This is a genomic window from Bradyrhizobium sp. P5_C11_2 (genome assembly GCF_054049755.1).
The window spans coordinates 1-3,313 of the sequence record NZ_JBFULT010000704.1; the positions used below are offsets into that span (position 1 = coordinate 1).

Genomic DNA, 3,313 nt, shown 5'->3' on the forward strand with positions numbered 1-3,313 from the left:
CCCCCCCCCCCCCCCCCCCCCCCCCCCCCCCCCCCCCCCCCCCCCCCCCCCCCCCCCCCCCCCCCCCCCCCCCCCCCCCACCCCCCCGTGTCTGCTTGCATTCAAGCTTCGTGTCGAGCCGAGCTGACCGAGCACAAAAATACCGCGCCGGAGCCGGCTCCAGGCCAGCCACCACCAAAATGGGCCTCTCTCCGTCTGTTCCCGTAGCTGGAGCTATTCTCCAGGGCTTAGCACCAACCAAATGCAAACCAATTCTTCTGGCACTCAGCACCAATTCAGACTGAGCATCTCACGAGGCTGACTTTTGCGAAGCGCACATTGGCCAAATTTTACCGCTTGATTCTCGGACCTCGTGGAGGCCATCGCCGCCTTTCCGACGAGCCATTTGATTATCCTGGTCACGAGGTTACTACCTGACCGGGAACTACCTCAGAACTAGCCGGTCAGATAAGGCCGACGTCACCCATAAGCGCGCGCGGTTTCAATTCCCAGGATGTGCATAAGTGAACCCATGTCGGGGTCATTCAAAACATCTAGGTTGGCCTGAACAGGTGTCCAAATACGGTCCTTCATAGGCACAGTGTCAGAAGCTAACGTTTTCTCTAAAATAAACGCCCAAGTCTTACCTTCAAGCGCATGCACCCGGAAGCCAGCAGGTTCGGCCAATTTGGAAATGGCAGACAATGAATATGACATTATGTGGCCACGCCCGCGTGGATCAAGGTAGGCTGGGTTCTCGTTACGCACAAATGACGGCTGCCCGGAATTAAATATAAATATCGAATTTTCGTTGGCTACAACCGAGATGTCGCTTAACATCTCACGGAGCATACTGGGGGTTAAATGCTCAATAACTTCGATGCAACATCCAGCATCTACTTTGAAATTTATTTCGGCAATTTCTCCAGTTATCAGATTGCTATTCGTGCGATTCAAACCAGCCGGCGGAAACTTCTCAATCCCAAAAAATCTGTGCTTTGAGTTCGGAAGATAAGTGGCACAAGCATCTAGTAGGAAACCCGCACCTGCACCTATATCGAGAAATACATCGATTGAGCGCCGCGCATACAAAAACACCTCCGCGACACGCGCAAGCGCTGGGCCGTAGGACCGAGAACGGGCGGCGCTCAGCTCATTCTCCCAATATTCTCCTCCATAATCCACTAATGAACGCCCACGATCTATCTCGTCGAGCACGCCTGGATCGATATATATAGAGTCACAGCCCGCACACTCGAAGTACCTGAAATCATCTACTATTGTATAGATGTTCGTTGTCTGAGAGGCGCAAATCGGACAACCTAGAGCCATGCTACTGAACCTCCATCTTCTGCGATCCAGCCATAAGCGGCAGTGAGCGAACCTGCAATGCTCCGCATGTTGTTGCCCCTTAAAGACCGGATAGGGTCTCCCAGATTGATCGAGCGATGAACTGTCGCGGGGAGTGGCAGCCCTGCGCGCGATGAGGGTGAAGGTCGTTGGAGTGCGCCAGCCAAACAGGAAGCTGACGCAGCATGCTCTCGGCATCTGGCAGAAGCGTGACGTACACGTAGTCGCGCTTCGAGGTCCRCACGAACGCCTCGGCTGTGCCTTTACTCTGCGGGCTCTCCAGCGGCGTCGTTCTTGGCACTGACCCAAGGTCGCGGGCGAAGCGGCGGGTGCCGCGGGCCAGGTAGCAGCTGCCCGGTCGGTCAGCCACTCGATCAGGCTTGGTAGCTGGTTGGTCGACCCGAAGCGATGCTCGACCGCCCCCACCATCGCGTCGCGGATGTCCGAGCCCGTGATGCCTGCCGTCTGTAGACGCGGCGATAGCCGTAGGTCGGCAGATCCGCGATGAGCGCCTTGATCGCGCTGAGCAGCTCGGCATCGGGTGCAAGCGGACGACCGCGTCGCGCAGGGGCTTCCGGGCGGGGGTCATCAGCCGGGAGGAGGCGGGGAGTGGGCGCGACACACCCAAGGCCGAAGCCACCGGCGCTCACCGGCCGTCCCCCGGCCACGAGGTCACGCACGACTGCGATTTTTTGGGGGCGGCGACCCGCTCCATCGCCTCGCGCAGGATCTCGGTCTCCAGCTTCTTCTTGCCCAGGAACCGTTGCAATTCACGGATCTGCTGCTGGGCAGCACGAAACTCGAAGGCTGGTACCACCTCTTCACCGGCCCCGGCGGCCGTGAACGCGCCGCGCTCCATCAGTCGACGCCACGTGAACAGCTGGTTGGCGTTCAGCCCGTGGCGGCGGGCGACGAGGGAGACGGACTGGCCGGGCAGACACGTCACCTCGAAGAGGCGCACCTTCTCCTCCATTCGAATCGCCCTATCCAAACCGCCTTCGACATCTCGGAGGCCCGCGGGCCTGCCCGCCCCATCCGCCGGGATGCGGATAGGGTTGTCCTGCCTTCAACAGTCGAGTTAGCTTAAACGTCGAGCTCTTTCAGCGCCGCGCGCAGCGCATCGATGTCTACCTCCATGTTGGCATATGCATTTCCCATAGGGTGAGCCAACTCGTCGCAAAGAAGTACGTTGTGCCTGTGGCCCGCGAAATTCGAGAGAAACCGGTAGCCTACATCAGACAATGACCCCGGCATGAACTCAAGAACGACAGTGCCGGGATTCGACCACAGCAGGTTCGTGAAGCCGGCTCCATGCGGGCCAATGACGAACTTGGCCTTCCGGAAAATTGCGATCTGCTCGAAGAAAGTTTTTGTCCCCGGAGCTATGCACTCGAACCCGTGTTGTCCGAGCAGGCGAAGCACCTCATCCTCGTTCACTACTTTTCTATGAGTTGTATCTGGTCGGGCGACGTAAATCCGCTCGCTATTCGTTGCAGGAGAGAGATCTCGAACTTTCGCTACCGCACGATCCCGCAAATCGGCTACGTAGTCATCAGCCCATCCAGCATTATAAGTGCCGCTGTTGAAATCCGGGCGCAACGTATTAATATTCTCGGTAAACCTAAAAGCTGCGTTGTAGGCGCGCTCAAACTGAATGACGGCGCTGCCTTCGAAGCGCAGAAATCGACTGAAATCGAGATCTAGAAGCTCCAGGCTAGGCCGGTGAAATCCTTGATTCAGAGCGCCCGCAAACCACAGAATCTCCTCGTCCTTCAAATACTTTTTCAGCGCCCAAATCCTAGGCATCGAGTCGAAAAACCAGTGAAAATATTGATAGCTATACCGATGATATGCGTTTGCAATGGTGCCTTTGATTGAAACGGCATCGTAATCTCCTGCGACTCGATACCGCCAGTTTGTAGTTCTATCACATCGCGCAAATTTTGAGAAATGCACTTCTGAATGCCAGAGGCTCTCCGTAATC

3 protein-coding genes are annotated in these 3,313 nt (G+C 57.0%); all 3 read right to left on the reverse strand.

Annotated features, from left to right (window positions below):
• Positions 1–459: 459 nt before the first annotated feature.
• A complete protein-coding gene (locus ACXJL8_RS37235; RefSeq protein ID WP_456686634.1) occupies positions 460–1,197 on the reverse strand; it encodes a hypothetical protein in 738 nt (245 codons plus the stop codon).
• 778 nt (positions 1,198–1,975) lie between these two features.
• The gene (locus ACXJL8_RS37240) at positions 1,976–2,302 is read right to left on the reverse strand and encodes a transposase (RefSeq protein WP_456686635.1); all 327 of its coding nucleotides are present in this window, start codon (positions 2,300–2,302) and stop codon (positions 1,976–1,978) included.
• 110 nt (positions 2,303–2,412) lie between these two features.
• Positions 2,413–3,313: glycosyltransferase family 61 protein (locus tag ACXJL8_RS37245; protein ID WP_456686636.1), on the reverse strand; the 901-nt coding region annotated here is incomplete at its 5' end.

Coding starts and splice junctions, on each gene's coding strand:
- ACXJL8_RS37240 (WP_456686635.1), bottom strand. CDS start 2,302: ATGGAGGAGAAGGTGCGCCTCTTCGAGGTGACGTGTCTGCCCGGCCAG.